Genomic DNA, 20630 nt, shown 5'->3' on the forward strand with positions numbered 1-20630 from the left:
GCGATGAGCGAGAAGGCTGACAAGCTCCTGGAAGCGCTGCGGGCCTCGGTCAAGGAGACCGAGCGGCTGAAGTCGCGCAACCGGGAACTCGTCTTGGCGGCTTCCGAGCCGCTGGCCATCGTCGGCATGGGCTGCCGCTATCCCGGCGGGGTGCGCACCCCCGCGCAGTTCTGGGAGCTGCTGTCCGAGGGCGGCGACGCGATCTCGGGTTTCCCGACCGACCGCGGCTGGGACGCCGAGGGCGTCTACGACCCGGACCCGGACAACCCGGGAACGTCCTATGTGGTCGAAGGCGGGTTCCTGCGGGACGCGGCGAGCTTCGACGCCGAGTTCTTCGGGATCAGCCCGCGCGAGGCGCTGGCGATGGACCCGCAGCAGCGGCTGCTGTTGGAGATCTCGTGGGAAGCGCTGGAGGCCGCCGGGGTCGATCCGGCCGCGCTGCGCGGTTCGCGGACCGGCGTGTTCATCGGCGTGGCGCCGGGGGACTACGTCACGCATCCCTCGCTGCAGACCACCGAGGGACTGGCCTGGCACCTGATGACCGGCGGCGCGGCCAGCGTCATGTCCGGCCGGATCTCCTACCTGCTCGGCTTGCAGGGGCCGGCGGTCTCCATCGACACGGCTTGCTCTTCTTCACTGGTCGCGCTGCATCTGGCGGCGCAGGCGGTGCGGTCGGGGGAATGCTCGATGGCGTTGGCGGGCGGGGTCACCGTGATGGCCTCGCCGAGCGGGTTCGTCGGCTTCTCGCGGCAGCGCGGTCTCGCCGAGGACGGCCGCTGCAAGGCGTTCTCCGCGGACGCGGACGGCATGGGCATGGCCGAGGGCGCCGGGATGGTGCTCGTGGAACGGCTGTCCGACGCCCAGCGCAACGGGCACCAGGTGCTGGCCGTCCTTCGCAGCAGTGCGATGAACCAGGACGGCGCGTCCAACGGCATGACCGCGCCGAACGGGCCTTCGCAGCAGCGGGTGATCAAGGCCGCGCTGGCCGGGGCGCATCTCTCGTCCGCCGACGTGGACGTGGTCGAGGCGCACGGCACGGGCACCACGCTCGGCGACCCGATCGAGGCGCAGGCCCTGCTGGCCACCTACGGCCAGGACCGGCCGGAAGACCGGCCGCTGCTGCTGGGCTCGGTGAAGTCCAACATCGGGCACACCCAGCAGGCCGCCGGGGTCGCCGGGGTGATCAAGCTGGTGCTCGCGCTGCAGCACGGCGAGCTGCCGAAGACCCTGCACGCGGACGAGCCCTCGCCGCATGTGGACTGGACCGAAGGCCACGTCCGGTTGCTGACCGAGAGCACGCCGTGGCCCGCAGGCGAACGTCCTCGCCGAGGCGGGGTGTCGTCGTTCGGGCTGAGCGGCACCAACGCGCACGTCATCCTGGAGGAAGCGCCCGCCGCGGCTTCCACGCCGGTTGAGCGACCGGAGCCGGTACTCGGCACCGGAGTGGGTGGCGCGTGGGTGCTGTCCGGGCGGACGCCTGAAGGCCTTGCCGGGCAGACGGAACAGCTGCGCGAGTGGGTGCTCGCGCGGCCGGACCTGTCTCCGGCGGACGTGGGCTGGTCGTTGGCGACGACGCGGTCGGTGTTCGAGCACCGCGCGGTGGTGACGGGCGAGTTCGCTTCGGGGTTGAGCGACCTGGCGGCCGGGGTGCCCTCGGGTGCGGTGGTGACCGGGTCTGCGCGGGCGGGAGTGCGTCCGGTGTTCGTGTTCGCGGGCCAGGGTTCGCAGTGGGTCGGCATGGGCCGGGAGCTCGCGCAGGCGAGTGCGGTGTTCGCTGCGCGGTTGGCGGAGTGCGAGCAGGCGTTGGAGTCTTTTGTGGACTGGAAGCTGTCCGAGGTGTTGGCCGAAGAGCTGACGACGGCGGATGTGGTGCAGCCCGCGTTGTGGGCGGTGATGGTGTCTCTGGCCGCGGTGTGGGAAGCGGCGGGGGTTTCGCCGCAGGCGGTGGTCGGTCATTCGCAGGGCGAGATTGCCGCGGCGACTGTTGCCGGGATGTTGTCCGTTGAGGACGGTGCGAAGGTTGTTGCGCTGCGGTCGAAGTCTCTTAAGGCGTTGGCGGGCTTGGGCGGGATGTTGTCGGTCAGCGCGGCGGCCGGTGTGGTGGAGGAGCGGATCGCCAGGTGGGACGACCGGTTGGCGTTGGCTGCGGTGAATGGTCCGGCCGCGGTGGTCGTCTCGGGTGAGCCGGAGGCGTTGGCTGAGCTGAAGTCCGAGTTGGATGCCGAGGGCATCCGGGCGCGGATGGTGGCGGTGGATTACGCGTCGCATGGTGTGCAGGTGGAGAGCCTGGAGGACGAGATCCGTGCGGTGTTGGCAGAGGTGTCGCCGCGGCGGGGCCGGGTGCCGATGGTGTCGGCGATGTCCGGGGAGACCCTCACTGGTGAGGAGCTGGACGCCGGGTATTGGTACGAGAGCCTGCGCTCGACTGTCCACTTCGAACGCGCGGTGCGCCTCCTCGTCGAGCAGGAACACAATGTTTTCCTTGAGGTGACCCCGCATCCGGTGCTGCTGGGCGCGATGAACGACACCCTGGGCGATACCGCCGCGGTGTGCGGCACGCTGCGCCGCGACGACGGCGGCAGCGCGCGGATGCTCACTTCCTTCGCCGAGGCTTTCGTGCACGGGGTCGCGGTGGACTGGACGCGGGTGCTGCCGTCCGGGAACCGGGTGGAACTGCCGACGTATGCGTTCCAGCGGGTGCGGTTCTGGCCTTCGGAGACCACGCCGGTGCTGGGCGGCGACGCCGTGTCGCTGGGCCTGGGCGCGGTCGATCACCCCTTGCTCGGCGCGGCGGTGGAACTCGCCGATGGCGCCGGCCTGGTCTGCACCGGTCGGCTGTCGGTCCGGACTCATCCGTGGCTGGCCGATCACCGCGTCGGCGGGGTGATCCTGTTGCCTGGCACCGGTTTCGTGGAGATGCTCCTGCGGGCCGGGGACCAGGCGGGCTGCGGCGTACTGGAAGAATTGACCTTGCAGGCGCCGCTGGTGGTGCCCGCCGAGCAGGGCGTGCAGTTGCAGGTCATCGTGTCCGAGGCGGGCCGGGACGGCCGGCGCGCGGTCGAGGTGTTCGCCCGCCGCGACGACGCGGGCGAAGGCTGGACCCAGCACGCCGGCGGCACCGTGGCCCCAGCCGGACCGGGCGAAACCCACGACGAGGAACTGGCCGTCTGGCCGCCGCGGAACGCCACCCGCGTCGAGGTCGACGGCCTCTACGAGGCTTTGGCTGACGCTTCCTACCGGTACGGCCCGGCTTTCCGGGGCGTGCGCGGAGTCTGGCGGCGCGGCGAAGACGTCTTCGCCGAAGTGTCGTTGCCCGCGGGCATGGCCGAGCAGGCGGGCACGTTCGGCCTGCATCCCGCGTTGCTCGACGCGGTCCTCCAGGCCGGCGTGTTCGCCGGTGGCCCCGACGCGGAGGTCTCCGGCGAAGTACGGCTGCCGTTCGCCTGGACCGGAGTGGAGCTGTTCGCGGGCGGCGCGTCCGTGCTGCGCGCGCGGCTGTGCCGGGACGCGACCGGCTCACTGTCCTTTGTGGCGGCGGACGTCACCGGCGCGACCGTCGTTTCGGTGGGCTCGTTGAGCACCCGTCCGGTGGCGGCGGACCAGTTGAGCGTCGCCGACCCGGTGGTGCAGGACGCGCTGTTCGCGGTGGAGTGGGCGGAGATCGGCGAGTCGACTCCCACCGATGAGGCCTGGGCAGTCGTGGGGGAGGACCGGTTCGGCGTCGCCGATGTCCTTCCGGCCGAGTCCATTTCGGACCTTTCCGCGCCGGCTGAGACGGCACCGGGTGTGCTGGTGGTCTGCGCCGGCGGCACCTGCGACGCCGACACGCCCGCATCCGCAAGGCGGGCGACCGCCGAAGTGCTCGACGTGGTCCAGCGGTGGCTGGCCGACGAACGTCTCGAAGCGGCGCGCCTGGTCGTGCTGACCCGCGGCGCGGTGGCTTCGGTGCCCGGCGAGCGGGTGCACGATCTGGCCGGGGCCGCGGTCTGGGGTCTCGTGCGGTCGGCCCAGTCGGAGAACCCCGGACGGCTGGTGCTGGCCGACGTCCTCGACGACGCGGACCTCGCGCAGCTCCCGTCCGCAGTGGACAGTGGTGAGCCGGAGGTGGCTGTTCGTGGTGGTGTCGCGTTGGGACGGCGGCTGATTCGTCCGTCCGGCGATCTCGTGTTGCCGGAGGGCTTGTGGCGGCTGGAGCCGGACGAGAACGGGTCCCTCGACGGACTCGTGCCGGCTCCGGTGGCCGACGTGGCGCTGGGGTCGGGCCAGGTTCGGGTGGGTGTGCGGGTCGCGGGCTTGAACTTCCGGGACGTGTTGATCGCGTTGGGGATGTATCCCGGTGGTGGCGTGATGGGAGGTGAGGTCGCGGGCCGGGTTCTGGAGGTTGGGCCCGGGGTGACCGGTTTCGGGGTGGGCGACCGGGTGCTGGGCATCGTGTCCGGCGGGTTCGGTCCGGAGGTGGTCGCCGACGCGCGGCATCTCGTCGGGATTCCGGACAGCTGGTCCGAAGTGGACGCTGCTTCGGTGCCGGTGGCGTTCCTGACGGCTTGGTACGCGCTGGTGGAGTTGGCGGGTGCGCGGTCCGGGCAGCGGGTGCTGGTGCACGCGGCCGCGGGCGGCGTGGGGATGGCGGCGGTCCGTATCGCGCGGCATCTGGGGTTGGAGGTTTTCGCGACTGCCAGCCCGGCGAAGCACGGTGTGTTGGCCGGTTTGGGTTTGGACGCGGACCATGTTTCGACCTCGCGGGGTGTTGAGTTCGAGCGTGATTTCCTTGCTGCGACGGGTGGTCGCGGTGTGGATATCGTGGTGAATTCGTTGGCGGGTGAGTTGGTGGACGCGTCGTTGCGGCTGCTGCCTGAGGGTGGTTCGTTCGTGGAGATGGGCCGCACTGACCTGCGGGCCCCGGAGACGATTCCCGCCGGAGTGGTTTACCGGCCGTTCGATCTGGCGGAGGCCGGCTCGGCGGGCCTGCACCGGATGTTGGTGCGGGTGGTCGAGCTGATGGCGTCCGGGGTGCTGGCGAAGCTGCCGGTGCGGGTGTGGGATGTGAGGCGGGCGCGGGATGCGTTCCGGTTCATGTCGCAGGCCAAGCACACGGGCAAGATGGTCTTCACCATTCCGGCGGCTGCGGCGGCGGGTTCGGCGCTGATCACCGGTGGCACTGGGACGTTGGGCGGTCTGGTCGCCCGGCATCTGGCGTCGACTGGGCGTGCGGACGAGTTGGTGCTGACCGGCCGTTCCGGCCCGGGTGCGCCGGAGGCCGCGACGCTGGCGGCGGAGTTGGCGTCGTTGGGCGCGTCGGTCCGCGTGGTCGCCTGTGACGCGGCGGAGCGCGAGGATCTCGCCACCGTGCTGCGCGGGGTGCCGTTGCTGAAGTCGGTCGTGCACACGGCGGGCGTCCTGGACGACGCCACGATCGCGTCGCTGACGTCCGAGCGGGTGTCGGCGGTGATGCGGCCCAAGGTCGACGGTGCGTGGAACCTGCACGAGCTGACCAAGGACCGCGAGCTGGACGAATTCGTGCTGTTCTCCTCGGCGGCGTCGACGTTCGGCGCGCCGGGGCAGGGGAACTACGTCGCGGCGAACTCCTTTTTGGACGGTCTCGCGGCGGACCGGCGCGCGGCGGGGCTGCCGGGAACCTCGCTGGCGTGGGGGATGTGGGCCGAGACCAGCGCTCTGACCGGGCAGCTCAGCGACGCGGAACGGTCCCGGATCAACCGGGGTGGCGTGGCGGCGCTGAGCGCGCAGGACGGTCTCGCGCTGTTCGACCGCGCGGTGTCGCGCGACGAAGCGGTCCTCGTGCCCGCGCTGCTGAACGTCGCCGGACTGCGGGCGCAGGCTGCCAAGGGCGGCGAAGTCCCGCCGATCTGGCGGGCACTGATCACCGCCAGGCCAGGCCGCCGGACGGCGGCGTCGGAGGTCGGCGCGGACTCGTTGCGGCAGCGGCTGGCCGGACTGTCCGAACCGGACCGGGAACGTGCCCTCGTCGATCTGGTGCGCACCCATGTGGCGGCGGTGCTCGGCCACCGTTCCTCCGAGGCGATCGGCGCGAACCGGGTCTTCACCGAGCTGGGCTTCGACTCGCTGACCGCGGTCGAACTGCGGAACCGGCTGAACGCCGCCACCGGTCTGCGGCTGCCCGCCACCCTCGTCTTCGATTACCCGACCCTGCTCGTGCTGGCCGGGCACCTCACCTCGCTGCTGGTGGACGGCTCCGCGGCGCCGGTGCGCTCGGTGGCGGCGCACGCCGCGGCGGCCACCGGCGAGCCGATCGCGATCGTCGGCATGGCCTGCCGGTATCCCGGCGACGTCACCGGCCCCGAATCGTTCTGGCGGCTGCTGCGCACCGGGACCGACGCGGTCGCCGGTTTCCCGGACGACCGCGGCTGGGAGACGGTCTACGACCCCGACCCGGACAGCGTGGGCACCCTCTACACCCAGTCCGGCGGCTTCATGTCCGACGCCGGCGGCTTCGACGCGGGCTTCTTCGGCATCAGCCCGCACGAGGCGCTCGCCATGGACCCGCAGCAGCGGCAACTGCTCGAAGTCTCCTGGGAGGCGATCGAGCGGGCCGGGATCGACCCCGGTTCGCTGCGCGGCAGCCAGACCGGCGTGTTCGTCGGCGGGTTCGCTTCCGGCTACGGGATGAGCCTCGGCGCGGGCGCGGAGGGCAGCGAAGGGCACGCGACCACCGGTTTCGCCACCAGCGTGCTGTCCGGCCGGATCTCCTACACTCTCGGCCTCGAAGGCCCGGCGATCACCGTGGACACCGCGTGCTCGTCCTCGCTGGTCGCGCTGCACCTCGCGGTCCAGGCGATCCGGGCGGGGGAGTGCTCGATGGCGCTCGCCGGCGGCTCGACGGTCATCGCCACCCCGGACGGCATCGTCGGGTTCAGCAGGCAGCGCGGTTTGGCAGCAGACGGCCGGTGCAAGGCGTTCTCCGACGACGCGGACGGCATGGGGTTCGCCGAAGGCGCGGGCGTCGTGGTGGTGGAGCGGCTTTCGGACGCGCGGCGCAACGGGCATCAGGTGTTGGCCGTGGTGGCCGGCAGCGCGGTGAACCAGGACGGTGCGTCGAATGGTTTGACGGCGCCGAACGGTCCGTCGCAGCAGCGAGTTGTTCGCGCGGCACTGGCGAATGCCGGGTTGTCGGAGTCCGATGTGGACGTGGTGGAGGCGCACGGCACCGGCACGGTGCTGGGCGACCCGATCGAGGCGCAGGCGTTGCTGGCCACCTACGGCCAAGACCGGGACCGCCCGTTGTGGCTGGGTTCGGTGAAGTCGAACATCGGGCACACGCAGGCGGCGGCAGGCGTGGCGGGCGTGATCAAGATGGTGCTGGCGTTGCAGCATCAGGAGATTCCACGCACGCTGCACGTCGAAGAGCCTTCGTCGCATGTCGACTGGGAGTCCGGCGCGGTCCGGCTGCTGGACGCCCCGGCTCCGTGGCCGTCCGGCGACCGGGTGCGCCGAGCCGGTATTTCCTCGTTCGGTATCAGCGGCACCAACGCGCACATCCTGGTCGAGGAGGCCCCCGTCGCGGACGACGCCGAGACCGAGGTGGTCCCGCCGTCCACGGCGGTCGAATCCGGCGGGATCGGCGCTTGGCTGGTTTCCGGGCGGACGGCGGACGGCCTGGCGCGCCAGGCCGAGCGGCTGCACGGCTGGGCCACGGCCCGGGAGACGCTCGCGCCGGCCGACGTGGCCTGGTCGCTGGCTACCACCCGGTCCGCGTTCGAACACCGCGCCGTGGTCGTCGGCGACCAGGACGCCCTGCTCGCGGGCCTGCGCGACCTCGCCGACGGCGTCCCGTCCGGCTCGACGTCCGCCGGAGTGGTCCGCGACGACGTGCGCCCGGTGTTCGTCTTCGCCGGTCAGGGTTCGCAGTGGCTCGGCATGGGCGAGGAACTCGCGCGGTCGAGCGCGGTGTTCGCGGCCCGGCTCGCCGAATGCGAGCGGGCGCTGGAGTCCTTTGTGGACTGGAAGCTGTCCGAGGTGCTCGGCGGCGAACTGGAGTCGGCGGATGTCGTCCAGCCCGCGCTGTGGGCGGTCATGGTTTCCCTTGCCGCAGTCTGGGAAGCGGCCGGGGTCCGGCCGGACGTGGTGGTCGGTCATTCGCAGGGCGAGATCGCGGCGGCGACCGTCGCGGGGATGCTGTCCGTCGAGGACGGTGCGAGGGTGGTGGCGCTGCGCTCGAAGACGTTGAAGGCGTTGGCGGGCCGGGGCGGCATGCTGTCGGTCAGCGCCGCTGCCTCTGAAGTGGAGGAACGGCTCGGCCGGTGGGATGATCGACTGTCGCTCGCGGCCGTGAACGGTCCGGCCGCGGTGGTCGTCTCCGGCGAACCGCAGGCGTTGGCCGGGCTGAAGTCCGAACTGGACGCCGAGGGTATCCGGGCACGGATGGTCGCGGTGGATTACGCGTCGCATTGTGCGCAGGTCGAGAGCCTGGAAGAGGAGATCCGCGCGGTGCTGGCGGAGGTGTCGCCGCGGCGGGGCCGGGTGCCGATGGTGTCGGCGATGTCCGGGGTGACTCTGACCGGCGAGGAACTCGACGCCGGGTATTGGTACGAGAGCCTGCGTGCGCCGGTCAGATTCGATCGCGCGATCCGGACCGTGGCGGGCGACGGGCACCGGATGTTCATCGAGGTGACCCCGCACCCGGTCCTGCTCGGCGCGATGACGGACACCCTCGACGAGGTGGTCGCCGCCGGCGGTCCGGGCGCGGCGCCCGGCGTCGTGTGCGGCACGCTCCGCCGGGACGACGGCGGTGCGGCGCGGTTGCTGGCCTCGTTCGCGGAAGCTTTCGTGCACGGTGCGCCGGTGGACTGGGCAGCGGTGCTGCCGTCCGGCGCCCACGTGGACCTGCCGACCTATGCGTTCGGCCATGTGCGGTACTGGCCGAAGCCCGGTGGCGGTCGTGCCGGTGACGCGGTCTCGCTGGGCTTGGGCGCCGTGGACCATCCCTTGCTGGGCGCGGCGGTGGAACTGGCAGGCGGCGCAGGCATGGTGTGCACTGGCCGGTTGTCGGTGCGCACGCATCCGTGGCTGGCCGACCACGTCGTGAACGGGGTGCTCCTGTTGCCGGGCACGGCGTTCGTGGAACTGGCGGTGCTGGCCGGGGACCAGATGGGCTGCGGCCTGCTGGAAGAGCTGACTTTGCAGTCTCCGCTGGTGATCCCGGCCGACGGCGGCGTGCAGGTCCAGGTGGTGCTGGGCGACGCAGAGGACGGGCGTCGGACGGTCGAGGTGTTCGCGCGCCGCGACGACGAGGACTGGACTCAACACGCCAGCGGCACCGTCACTACGGCGACGACCGCGGCGACCCGGGACCCCGAGCTGGCCGTCTGGCCGCCCCGCGAGGCCACTGCTGTGGACATCGACGGGATGTACGCGGACGAAGGCCCGTACGGCTACGGCCCGGCCTTCCGCGGCCTGCAAGCGGTCTGGCGTCGCGGTGAGGATGTCTTCGCCGAGGTCGCCCTCCCGGACGGGCTCGACGCGGGAGCGTTCGGCCTGCACCCCGCGCTGCTCGACGCGGTGCTGCACGCCAGCGCGCTGACCGGCACCGCCGAATCCGGCGAAGTGCGCCTGCCGTTCGCGTGGACGGGAGCGCGGCTGCACGCGAGCGGGGCGTCGGCGCTCCGGGCGCGGTTGCGCCGGGACCACACCGGCGCGCTGACCGTGACGGCCGCCGACCCAACCGGGGCTACGGTGATCACGGTGGACTCGCTGATCACCCGTCCGCTCGCGACGGATCAGCTGACCGTCGCCGGACCCAGCGTGGCGGACGCGTTGTTCTCGGTGGAGTGGTCCGCGATCGGCGAGGCACCCGCGCTCGCCGGGGACTGGGCTCTTCTCGGAGCTGACCGCTTCGGCCTCACCGACACGCTCACGATGCGGTCCTTTGTGGATCTGCCTGCGCTGATCGCGGCGGAGAACACCCCCGACGTGGTGCTGGTTTGGGTCGGTGACGGAGACGCGGCCGACGCGGCGAAGGCGGCGCGCCAGGCCACTGTGGACACGCTGAACCTGCTCCAGTCGTGGCTGGCGGAGGAACGGCTGGAGCAGACGAGGCTGGTGCTCCTGACCCGGCGGAGCCAGGCCGTCGAGCCTGGCGAGCGGATCGGCGATCTGGCCGGTTCCGCGGCGTGGGGACTGGTACGGTCCGCACAGGCGGAAAACCCCGGCCGGGTAGTGCTGGCCGACCTGCCCGACGGCGCCGCCGCCGCGCTCCTGCCGACCATTGTGGACAGTGGGGAACCGGAACTGGCGGTCCGAGGGCGGCTCGCCTACGCCCGGCGGCTCGCCCGCCCGAGCGGCGCCCGGCAAGGGGCAGCGCACCCGCCGGTCGCGGGCACCGCCTTGGTGACCGGCGGCACCGGCACCCTCGGCTCACTCGTCGCCCGGCATCTGGCGACCGCCGGACAGGCCGACGCGGTGGTGCTGACCAGCCGATCCGGTCCCGCGGCCGCCGGGGCGGCGGCGCTGGCCGCCGACCTGGCCGAACGCGGCACCGGAGTGGCCGTACTCGCCTGCGACGCGGCGAACCGGGCCGAACTGGCCACCGTGGTCGACGCGATCCCGGAGCTTACCTCCGTGGTGCACACCGCCGGGGTGCTCGACGACGCGACGATCACTTCGCTCACCGAGTCGCGTGTGGACACTGTGCTGCGGCCAAAGGCGTTCGCCGCCTGGCACCTGCACGAACTCACCCGAGACCGGAACCTGGCGCGTTTCGTGCTGTTCTCCTCGGCCGCGGCCACCTTCGGCGTGGCCGGGCAGGGCAACTACGTGGCCGCCAACGCTTTCCTCGACGCCCTCGCCGCCGACCGGCGCGCGGCCGGCCTGCCCGGCACGTCCCTCGCCTGGGGCATGTGGGCCGAGGTCAGCGGCCTGACCAGCACGCTCACCGACGCCGAACGCGCCAAGATGGCCCGCGACGGCGGCGCGCTCAGCGCCGACGAGGGCCTCGACCTGTTCGACGACGCGCTCGACCGGGCCGAGGCCGTCCTGGTGCCCGTGCGTCTCGATCTCGGCCGGCTGCGGACCCAGGCGGCCCGCAGCGGCGACGTCGCGCCGTTGTGGCGGGCGCTGCTCGGCGGCCCGGCTCGCCGGAGCGCTTCGTCCGGCGCGGCGGGCGCGGATTCGCTGCGCGACCAGCTCGCCGCGCTGTCCGCGCAGGACGGGCACGAGGTGCTGCTCGGCCTGGTGCGGACCCACGTCGCCGCGACGCTGGGGCACGCGACCGGCGAAGCGGTCGATCCGGAACGGGCGTTCACCGACCTGGGCTTCACCTCGCTGACCGCGGTGCAGCTGCGCAACCGGCTCAGCACCGCGACCGACCTGCGGCTGCCCGCGACCCTGGTCTTCGACTACCCGAACCCGACCGCGCTCGCGGTGCGGCTCGCCGAACAGTTCGGCGGGGTCGCCGCGCGCCCGGCCGCGCCGGTCGTCACCGGTGGGGCCACCGACCACGAGCCCGTCGCCATCGTCGGGATGAGTTGCCGGTTCCCCGGCGGGGTCGACAGCCCGGAGGAGTTCTGGCGGCTGCTGGACGGCGGTGAGGACGTCATCTCGGCGTTCCCCGCCGACCGCGGCTGGGACCTCGGCGGCCTGTACGACGCGGACGCCGCGCACACCGGCACCTCCTACACCCAGGCGGGCGGTTTCCTCTCCGACGCCAGCGCGTTCGACGCCGCGTTCTTCGGGATCAGCCCGCGCGAGGCGCTGGCGATGGACCCGCAGCAACGCCTGCTGCTGGAACTGTCCTGGGAGGCGTTCGAACGGGCCGGGATCGACCCGACCTCGTTGCGCGGCAGCCAGACCGGGGCGTTCGTGGGCGGCTACACCTCCGGCTACGAGCAGAGCGTGCTCGCCGAAGAGGGCAGCGCCGACCTCGAAGGCCACCTGATGACCGGCATCGCCACGAGCATCCTTTCCGGACGGCTGGCCTACACGCTGGGCCTCGAGGGCTCCACGATGACCGTGGACACCGCGTGCTCCTCCGCGCTGGTGGCCCTGCACCTGGCCGCGCAGGCGCTGCGCAGCGGCGAATGCTCGATGGCGCTGGCCGGCGGGGTCACGATCATGGCCACGCCGGGCACGTTCGTCGAGTTCTCCCGTCAGCGCGGGCTGGCGCCGGACGGCCGGTGCAAGGCCTTCGCGGCGGGCGCTGACGGCACCGGATTCGCCGAGGGCGCGGGGCTGCTCGTCTTGGAACGGCTGTCGGACGCGCGCCGCGCGGGGCACCCCGTGCTCGCGGTCGTCCGGGGCAGCGCGACCAACCAGGACGGCGCCTCCAACGGCCTCACCGCGCCGAACGGCCCGTCGCAGCAACGGGTCATCCGGGCGGCGCTGGCGAACGCGCGCCTCACGGCGTCCGAAGTGGACGTTGTGGAGGCGCACGGCACCGGCACCTCGCTGGGCGATCCCATCGAGGCGCAAGCGCTGATCGAGACCTACGGGCAGCATCGCGCGGCGGAGCGGCCGCTGTGGCTGGGCTCGGTGAAGTCCAACATCGGGCACACGCAGGCGGCCGCGGGCGTGGCCGGGGTGATCAAGATGGTGCTCGCCCTCCGGAACCAGCGCCTCCCGCAGACCCTGCACGTCGACGAGCCCTCGCCACACATCGACTGGTCGGCGGGCGAGGTACGGCTGCTCACCGAACCGGTGTCCTGGCCCTCGGACGGACGGCCCCGACGAGCCGGGGTGTCCTCGTTCGGGATCAGCGGCACCAACGCACACGTCATCGTGGAGGAAGCCCCGGTCGCGGCTGAACGGCCGGAGCGGTCCGGCGGCCCGGCGGTGGTGCCGTGGGCGCTGTCCGCGCGGACCGGGGAAGCGGTGCGGGCACAGGCCGCGCGGCTGCGGGCGCACCTGCTCGACCGGCCGGACGCGGACCTGGTCGACGTCGGTTTTTCCTTGGCCCGCACCAGAACGGTCTTCGGCCACCGCGCCGTCGTCGTCGGCCGCGACCGCGACGGCCTGCTCGCCGGGCTGTCCGCGCTCGCCGACGGCACACCGTCGCCGGAAGTGCCGACGGGCGTCGCGACCGGCCGCAAGGCCGTGTTTGTCTTCCCCGACAAGGGGTTCGGTCCGCTGGCTGAGCTGATGGACGAGTCTCCCGCCTTCGCGGCGAGCATCGCCGAGTGCGCGCGGGCGCTGTCCGTCGAGTTGGACGAGGCGGTGCGAACCGGCTCGGACCGGCCGGAAGTCCGCTGGGCCGTGCAGGTTTCGCTGGCCGAGCTGTGGCGTTCGGCGGGCGTGCGCCCGGCAGCTGTCGCCGGGCAAGGGATCGGCGAGCTCGCGGCCGCGACGGTGGCAGGGGAGTTGACCCTGGCCGAAGCGGCGGCGTCGCTCGCCGCGGACACCCCGGCGGAACGGCGCGCGGGACGTGTCCCGGTGCTGCCGGTGGAAGAACTCGGCGGGTTCGGCGAATACGTGGAGTTCGGCGCCGAGCGGCTGAGCCCGGCGGAACCGGAGGCCACGGTCACCGCCGCACTGTCCGGTGCGGTGCCCGGCCTGAGCGCGGTGCTGACCGCGCTTTCCGCGGTGCACGTCCAGGGCACCGCGGTGGACTGGACCGCGCTGCTCGGCCGCGGACGACGGGTGGACCTGCCGACGTATGCGTTCCAGCGCAACCGGTTCTGGCCCGCCCCGCCCGCTGTGCACAAGCAGGTGCGAGGGGAGCGGGAGTTCTGGGCCGCACTCGACGGCGGTGACCTGACGGCACTGTCCGAAGTGCTCGGTACGACCGAGCAGTTGAGTGCCGAAATGCCGCTTTCCGCGGTGCTGGAACGGATCGTCGCCTGGCGCGGTGCCGACGCCGGGCCCGGCGGGGAAGCCGCGGCGGAGTCGCAGTGGCTGCCGCTGCTGGCGGGGAAGACCGAGGCGGAGCGCCGGGAAGTGCTGCTCGGGCTGGTCCGCGAGGAGATCGCCGGTGTGCTCGGCTACGCGTCGGTCGACGAGGTCGGGCCGAGCACGGACATCTTCGATCTGGGCGCGACGTCGATGTCGGCCGTTCAACTGCGCGAGAGGTTCGACGCGCGGACTGGTCTTAAGCTGCCCGAGGGTTTCGTCTACGACAACTACCTGCCGGAAGCCATCGCGGACTTCCTGGCGAAGGAACTGCACGACCTCGCCGGTTCGGCGGGGTAGGCGAAAGCGCGCGGGGCCGCCTTTTCCCGGGCGGTCCAGGGGAATCGTCGCGCGCGTTCGCCGTCCGCGAGCGCGGGGAACTTGGCCGTCCGACTTCGATGATGGGATCTACCAGTGCCGAACGAAGAATCGTGGAGCGTGCTCTCCGCCCCCACGTCGAACTCCGTCGTCCTCGCCGTCGATTTTCCCGCGCCCGGCCGTCCCGAAGCGGGATTCGCGGATCTGACCGCGGTGATGGGCTCCGCGTGGTCCGCCCACGGCGTGCTCCAGACAAAGCTGCCCGCGGTGACCCTCGCCGATCGGCCCGGCCCGGAGACCTACCTCGACTACTGGACCGGGGACGAGCAGTTGAGCGGCCGCGAGGTGGTCGCGGTACTCGGCTACTGCCTCGGCGGCGTCTACGCGGCGGAGATCGCCGAGCGGATCGCGCGGCGGCAGAGCACCGAACCGGCCGTGGTGCTGTTCGACGGGCAGGTCACCGACAAGCAGCTGCTCGCGGTGGAGATCGACAAGCTGATCGCGCTCGGCGGCCCGGTGCTCACCGCGGATGAAGCGAGCCAGGCCCGGCTGCGGGCCGTCGAGATCGTGACCACGCCGGGGATCGCGCTGGCCGACGCCACCGAGGAGATCGTCGCGCTCTACCGCGAGGTGGCCACCGGCGCGTTCCACAAGGTCGGCCTCGCGCCGGAACGCGGCGAAGAGGTCGTCCGGTTCTTCGAGACCTACATGGCGTGGCTCACCGCCGCCGAGGGCATCGACCCCGCCTCCGCCTGGGGCCGTTCGCTCGCGCTCACCTCCACCGATTACGCGGCGCTGGAAGAGGACGGCGCCCCCACCGCGGTCAACGCGACCAAGCTGATCGACAAGCGGTTCCGCCTCGAAGTCAGCCACGCCGACCTGCTGCGCGCCGACGAAACCGCGCGGGTGCTCCGAGACCACTCCGGGTTCTGAGCGCGATGGCCGCCACGACGACCGCGACGACCAACAAAGAAAAAGCACTGTGGCTGATGGAGGAACTGGTCCCCGGCGCGGGGATCAACAACCTCGGCTTCGCCCTGCACGTGGCGGGGCGGCTGCGCCCGGACGCGCTGCGGGAGGCACTGGCCGTGGTGGTGGCGCGCACCGAGGCGCTCCGCACGGTCTTCCGCGCCGGTGGCGCTGACCTGGTCAAGGAGATCCTGCCCGCCGACTCGGCGGAGGTGTCCGAGGTGACGGTCGAACCGCTCGAACTTTCCGGCGCGGAGCTGGAAAAGGACCTCACCGCGTTCGTGGACCGCCCGTTCCCGCTGGAGGGCGATCTGCTGATCCGCGCGGGACACGCCCGCGGCCCGGACGGCGACCTGTTCTGCCTCGGCGTGCACCACCTGGCGTTCGACATGACCTCCGCCGCGCTGTTCCTGCAGGAGTTCCTCCCGGTCTACGAGGCGATCGTCGCCGGGCGTCCGGTGCCGCCCGCCCCGGCGCGGCCCCCGGCGGGCGTGGAAAGCCGGCCGCGGCCCGCCGATCTCGAGTACTGGCGCGAAAACCTGAGCGGTTTCACCCCCGGCACGCTCGACCTGTGGTGCGGACGGCCCCGCGTCCACCGGCCGATGATGCGCGGCGACTACGCGCGCCACCCGCTCTCCGGCGAAGCGCTGGCGGCGATCGGGCAGTTGCAGCGGAAGCTGCGCGCCCCGGTCGCGGCGGTGCTGCTGGCCGCCTACTCCGCGCTGCTCGTCGCGCACGGCGCGGGCGCCGATCTGGTGGTCGGGACCCCGGTCGACGTCCGCGGCGAGAACAGCGGCGCCATCGGCTACCACGTGAACGTGGTGCCGATCCGGATGCAGGTGGACCTGGCGGCCGGGTTCGGCCCGCTCGTCCGGCACGCCCGGGACGCCTTCCTCGGCGCGATGGCGCACGCGCACACCTCGGTGGAGGAGCTGACCGGCGAACTGCCCGGCATCGGCTCCACCTGGCAGACCGCGCTTTACCGGCACCTGTTCAACTTCGTGCCCGACTCGCCGGTCACCGAACTGGCCGTGGCCGGCCATTCCGCCCGGCTGCTGCGGGTGGACAACCCCTACAGCAAGTTCGACCTCGAACTGGTCGCCTCGCAGACCACCCCGGAGATCCAGTTCCGGTACTCCACCGAGAACTTGGACCGCGCCGACGTGGCGGCGCTGCTGCGGCGGCTGGACGCCCTGCTGGTCGCCGCCGCCCGGTCACCGGACCGGCCGCTGGCCGAAACCGCCGGGTGGAGCGACACCGACCGCGAGACCGTCGAACGTGCCCATCGCGCACCTATCGCCGTTGCAGTTCCCGCAGCCACTCCGGCCCGCGCGGCGGCCGCGTTGGAGGAACGGCTCTCCCTGACTCCCGGCGAACGAGCACTGTCCGGCGGCCGAGTCTCCATCGTCGCTCCGGACGGACGGGAACTGCCCGTCGGCGTCCGCGGCGAACTGTGCCTGGACACCGGCGATGGCCCTGCGCGCACCGGAGAACTGGCCCGCTGGTTGCCCGAAGGCGCGATCGAATGGCTAGGTCAGCTCGGCCGCCGATTCGACACCGCGCACGGTCCGGTCAACCTCGGCGACCTCGAAGCGGCGCTGCTGGACGAGCCCGGCGTGTCCGCCGCGGCGGCGGTCGCCGTCCCGGCGGACGAAGGGGAACACACCGTCGTCGTCTTCGCGGTGGCAGCGAAACCGTTGACAGCGAAGGAAATCCCCTGGCCGTTGGTGTCGCTGGAGGCCTTGCCGGAGACCGCCGACGGCAGCGTCGACACCGAGGCGCTGCGGCTGCTCGCCGAACGGGAGGCCCGGCCGGAAACCGGCGACCGCGACCACGAGGACGCAGTGGTCGAGGACCTGGTGCGGATCTGGGCGAAGCTGCTCGGCGGCGAGGCCACCGCACGGACCCACTTCTTCGAAGCGGGCGGCCATTCGCTGCTCGGCGCCGTGCTGGCGCAGCAGGCCGAAGAGCTCACCGGAACCCCCCTCGGGCTGACCGAGGTGTTCGAGCACCCGACTCCCGCGGCGCTGGCCGCGTGGGTGCGCGCGTCACAAGCAAGGCAGGAATCGGCTCACGAGACCGCAGGGAAGAACGTATGACCACGGCTTACGAAGATCACCGCCTCGCCGTCATCGGCGCCGGGGTGATGGGCACGAACATCTCGACACTCGCGCTCGGCCACGGCGTCCCGGTCGTGCTGGTGGACATCGACGAGTCCGTTCTGGACACGGCGAAGGCCACCATCGCGCAGAAGACCCGGCACGCCCAGCTGATGGGCGTCCTGCCGGACCGCCCGACGGCCGGACTGACCACCAGCACCTCGCTGTCCTCGATCGCGGACGCGACCACCGTCGTCGAGGCCGTCACCGAGGTAGCCGAGGTGAAGGAAAAGGTGCTCACAGAGGCCTCGCGGATCGTGTCCCCGGGCACCACGCTGATCTCCAACACCTCGTGCATCCCGATCGACGAGATGGCCGCCTGGACCGCGCGTCCGGAAGAACTGGTCGGCGTGCACTTCATGAACCCCTCGTACCTGATCAAGATGGTCGAGGTGATCCGCGGCCCGCGCACCGCGCCTGCGGTGCTGGACAACGCCGTCGGGCTGCTTTCGGTGCTCGGCCGGGAATCGCTGGTGATCGGGGACTCGGCCGGGTTCGTGATCAACCGGCTGCTGCACCCGCTGATCAACACCGCGGCGATGCTGGTGGAGGAGGGCGTCGCCTCCGTCGAGGTGGTCGACGGCCTGCTCGAAGGCTGCCTCGGCCACTCGACCGGACCGCTGCGCACCGGCGACCTGATCGGCCTGGAGAACCTGGTCGATTCCCTCAACGTGCTCTACGAGCGCCGCGGCGACGAAAGCTGCCGCCCCTGCGACCTGCTGCTGCAGAAGGTGGCGGACGGCCACCTCGGCCGGAAAACCGGACGGGGCTTCTACGACTACGGAAAGGTCGCGTCATGACTACCGGGGAGACCACTGCCACGTCGCGCACCGCGGAAAGCCTTCAGCAGGAGCTGCTCGGCTTCCTCAGCGAGCGCATCAAGACCGACGTCGAGGCCGACCAGGACCTGTTCACCTCCGGCGTCGTCTCCTCGATGTTCGCGATGCAGCTCGTCGTGCACCTCGAATCGACCTACGACATCGCCATCGTCGGCCCGGACCTCAAACTGGACAACTTCCGCACCGTGGTGGCGATGGCCGAGCTGGTGCTCCGGCTCCAGGACGGCGATGTTTGAGAAGATCGCCGACGAGGTCGCCCTGCTCGGCGAGCTCGTCGGCGACCGGGCCGCGGGCTGGGACGTCGAGGGCGAGCTGCCGACCGGGCTGCTGCGGGACCTCGGCTCCCGCGGCCTGCTCTGCGCGCAGGTGCCGGAGTCGTTCGGCGGACGGGGCCTGAGCAGCGCCGAAAACGGGGAGTTCACCGCCGAGGCAGGCGAACTGTGCAGTTCGCTGCGCAGCATCATGACCTCGCAGGGCATCGTGGCGTGGACCGTCCAGCGCTTCGGCGACAAGGTGCAGCGCCGCGAGCTGCTCGGCAGGCTCACCGGCGGTGAGCTGACCGCGGTCGGGTTCAGCGAACCGGGCGCGGGCAGCGATCTCGCCGCCATGCGCACCCGTCTCAAGCCGGAAGGGGACGGATTCGTCCTCGACGGCGAGAAGAAGTGGGTCACCGGCACCCGCTACGCCGATTTCGTGCTCATCGTGGCCCGCCACGGCGACGGGGACGGCGCCGCCGCGGTCGTGGTGCCCACCGACGCCCAGGGCGTGCGGGTCGAACCGGTGCCGCATCCGATGGGGTGCCGGGCCGCCGGGCACGCGAACATTTTCCTGGACAACGTGGCGATCCCCGCCTCCGCGGTACTCGGCGGGGGCGAGCAGCCGCTGTCGCTGCTGTTCACCACGGCGCTGTCCTACGGCCGGATGTCGATCGCCTGGGGATGTGTCGGCATCATCCGGGCCTGCCTCGACTCCGCCGCGCGGCACGTCGCGCACCGCCGCCAGGGCGGGGTGGCGCTCGCCGAACACCAGCTGGTGCAGGAACACCTGGCCGAGATGTACGTGGCCGAGCAGCTGAGCCTGCGCGCCTGCGAACACGCCAGCCAGGGCTGGGACGGCTTCTCGCCCGACCTTGGCGCGCTGACGGTGCTCGCCAAGCACGTGAGCGCCGGCTACGCGGCTCGTGCCGCCGCGGCCGCCGTTCAACTGCACGGTTCGACGGGCGCGGGGGACGGGCACGTCGCCGCCCGCGCGTTCCGCGACGCGAAGCTGATGGAACTGATCGAGGGCAGCAACGAGATCTGCAAGCTGATCCTGGCCGATCACGTCTTGCGCAACCGGGGAGGAGAACTTCCGTGACCGACAAGCCGACCTTGGTCAAATGCCTGGTCTGGGACCTGGACAACACCGTATGGGACGGGACCCTGCTGGAGAACCCGGACGTGGAACTGTTCCCGGGGATCCGGGAGACCATCGTCGAACTCGACTCCCGCGGCGTCCTGAACTCTGTCGCCAGCAAGAACGACTACGACCTCGCCTGGAAGCACCTGGAGAAGCTCGGCCTCGCCGAGTACTTCGTGCATCCGCAGATCGGCTGGGGCCGCAAGTCCGATTCGGTGGCGGAGATCGCGGAGCGGCTGAACTTCGCACTGACCACCATCGCCTTCATCGACGACCTGCCGACGGAGCGGGCGGAGGTGAACTACCACAGCGACGCCGTGCGCTGCTACGACGCCACGCAGGCGGGCGAGCTGACCGGGCTGCCAGAGTTCAGCCCCGAGGTCGTCACCGTCGACGCGCGCCGCCGTCGCGAGATGTACCAGGCCAGTTTCCGCCGGGACGCGGAGAAGGAGACCTTCAACGGCCCGGACGAGGACTTCCTGCGCAGCCTCGATTTGGTGATGGCGATCAAGCGCGCCGACGAGGTCGACCTGTCGCGGGTCGAGGAGCTGACCCTGCGCACCAGTCAGATGAACGCGACCGGCGTGCACTACTCCGACGCGGACCTGCGGAAACTGCTCGTCGATCCCGACCACGAGGTGCTCACCGTCACCCTCACCGACCGGTTCGGCCCGCACGGCGCGGTCGGCGTGCTGCTGCTGGAACGGCATCCGCGGCTGTGGCACCTGAAGCTGCTCGCGACCTCCTGCCGGGTGGTCACTTTCGGCGCGGGCGCGGTGCTGCTCAACTGGCTGATCGACGAGGCCGCGCGGGCGGGCGGGCATCTGGTCGCGGACTTCCGGGCCACCGACCGCAACCGGATGATGGAGATCGCCTACCGGTTCGCCGGGTTCACCACCGACGCCTGCGACTGCCTCGCCGTGCTCGGCGAAGCCGCCGCGGACGGTCTGCAGCACCTGCACTTGGTGGCCGACCGGCGCGACGCCTCGACGACGATGAGCCTCACCGCGCCGGAGCTGGCTGTCGCCGCCGAAACTGCGGTGCGTCCCGGCTGACACCGGACCCGCCCCGACCCCCACCGGGCGGGGAAGGC

At 71.9% G+C, this 20630-nt stretch carries 7 protein-coding genes; all 7 read left to right on the forward strand.

Annotated elements, in window-relative coordinates:
* The first annotated feature begins 3 nt into the window (after positions 1–3).
* The 7 genes from ACLJPX_RS17105 (at position 4) to ACLJPX_RS17135 (ending at position 20592) form a co-directional block, all read left to right on the forward strand.
* The gene (locus ACLJPX_RS17105) at positions 4–14154 is read left to right on the forward strand and encodes an SDR family NAD(P)-dependent oxidoreductase (RefSeq protein WP_410600945.1); all 14151 of its coding nucleotides are present in this window, start codon (positions 4–6) and stop codon (positions 14152–14154) included.
* Between the two features lie 114 nt (positions 14155–14268).
* Positions 14269–15105 carry a hypothetical protein gene (locus ACLJPX_RS17110; RefSeq protein ID WP_410600946.1) on the forward strand — a complete coding sequence of 279 codons (837 nt, stop codon included), beginning with the start codon at positions 14269–14271 and terminating at the stop codon, positions 15103–15105.
* Positions 15106–15110: 5 nt separating this feature from the next.
* On the forward strand, positions 15111–17240 hold the full coding sequence (locus tag ACLJPX_RS17115) for a condensation domain-containing protein (RefSeq protein WP_410600947.1): 2130 nt from the start codon (positions 15111–15113) through the stop codon (positions 17238–17240).
* Positions 17237–18100, forward strand: a complete 864-nt coding sequence (locus ACLJPX_RS17120; protein ID WP_410600948.1) for a 3-hydroxyacyl-CoA dehydrogenase family protein — start codon at positions 17237–17239, stop codon at positions 18098–18100. The genes ACLJPX_RS17115 and ACLJPX_RS17120 overlap by 4 nt, the downstream gene beginning before the upstream one ends.
* Positions 18097–18375, forward strand: a complete 279-nt coding sequence (locus tag ACLJPX_RS17125) for an acyl carrier protein (protein WP_101607290.1) — start codon at positions 18097–18099, stop codon at positions 18373–18375. The genes ACLJPX_RS17120 and ACLJPX_RS17125 overlap by 4 nt, the downstream gene beginning before the upstream one ends.
* Positions 18368–19495, forward strand: a complete 1128-nt coding sequence (locus ACLJPX_RS17130) for an acyl-CoA dehydrogenase family protein (RefSeq protein WP_410600949.1) — start codon at positions 18368–18370, stop codon at positions 19493–19495. Before ACLJPX_RS17125 ends, ACLJPX_RS17130 begins: the two co-directional genes overlap by 8 nt.
* Positions 19492–20592, forward strand: coding sequence for an HAD-IIIC family phosphatase (locus ACLJPX_RS17135; RefSeq protein WP_410600950.1), 1101 nt, complete (start codon positions 19492–19494; stop codon positions 20590–20592). Before ACLJPX_RS17130 ends, ACLJPX_RS17135 begins: the two co-directional genes overlap by 4 nt.
* Positions 20593–20630: the final 38 nt, after the last annotated feature.

The sequence above is a fragment of the Amycolatopsis sp. lyj-90 genome (assembly GCF_046549035.1).
Classification (GTDB): domain Bacteria; phylum Actinomycetota; class Actinomycetes; order Mycobacteriales; family Pseudonocardiaceae; genus Amycolatopsis.

Excerpts from the sequence above, each read along its gene's own strand:
- ACLJPX_RS17130 (WP_410600949.1), top strand. The coding sequence starts at position 18,368 with ATGTTTGAGAAGATCGCCGACGAGGTCGCCCTGCTCGGCGAGCTCGTC.
- ACLJPX_RS17125 (WP_101607290.1), top strand. The coding sequence starts at position 18,097 with ATGACTACCGGGGAGACCACTGCCACGTCGCGCACCGCGGAAAGCCTT.
- ACLJPX_RS17120 (WP_410600948.1), top strand. The coding sequence starts at position 17,237 with ATGACCACGGCTTACGAAGATCACCGCCTCGCCGTCATCGGCGCCGGG.
- ACLJPX_RS17105 (WP_410600945.1), top strand. The coding sequence starts at position 4 with ATGAGCGAGAAGGCTGACAAGCTCCTGGAAGCGCTGCGGGCCTCGGTC.
- ACLJPX_RS17115 (WP_410600947.1), top strand. The coding sequence starts at position 15,111 with ATGGCCGCCACGACGACCGCGACGACCAACAAAGAAAAAGCACTGTGG.